We start from the raw sequence: 430 nt of genomic DNA, 5'->3' as shown, positions 1-430 counted from the left end.
CGACGGCGTCCTCGGGGCGGGTCAGGCCGCTCTGCACGATCGCGAACTCGTCGGAATTGAGCCGCGCCAGCGCGTCCTCCTCGCGCAGGGACGAACGCAGGCGCTTGGCGACGCCGCGCAGCAGCTTGTCGCCGACGCCATGGCCGAGCGTGTCGTTGACCGCCTTGAAATTGTCGAGGCCGAGCATCAGCAGCGCAACCTTGTCCGAGCTGCGCCGGCCGTGCAGCAGCATGTCGTCGACCTGCTGGCGCAGAAGCGTGCGATTGGGCAGGCCGGTCAGCCCGTCATGCTGCGCCATGAAGGCGAGCCGGGCCTCGGCGCGCTTGCGCTCGGTGATGTCCATCAGCGCCAGCAGCACCGCGGGCCGCTCGGCATAGGTCAGTTCGCGGGAATAGATCGCAAGGTCGATCAGCGCGCCGTCGGCCTTGAC

At 69.1% G+C, this 430-nt stretch carries 1 protein-coding gene; it reads right to left on the bottom strand.

What is annotated here, in order from left to right; all coding sequences use genetic code 11:
* The coding region (locus tag AACY08_RS30080) for a GGDEF domain-containing protein (protein ID WP_339472730.1) at positions 1 to 430 on the bottom strand (430 nt) is incomplete at both ends.

The sequence above is a fragment of the Pseudomonas sp. EL_65y_Pfl1_R83 genome (assembly GCF_963970695.1).
Lineage (GTDB): Bacteria > Pseudomonadota > Gammaproteobacteria > Pseudomonadales > Pseudomonadaceae > Aquipseudomonas > Aquipseudomonas tritici.
Note: the sequence above shows the minus strand (reverse complement) of the source record. Positions and strands in the feature narration are given on the sequence as shown.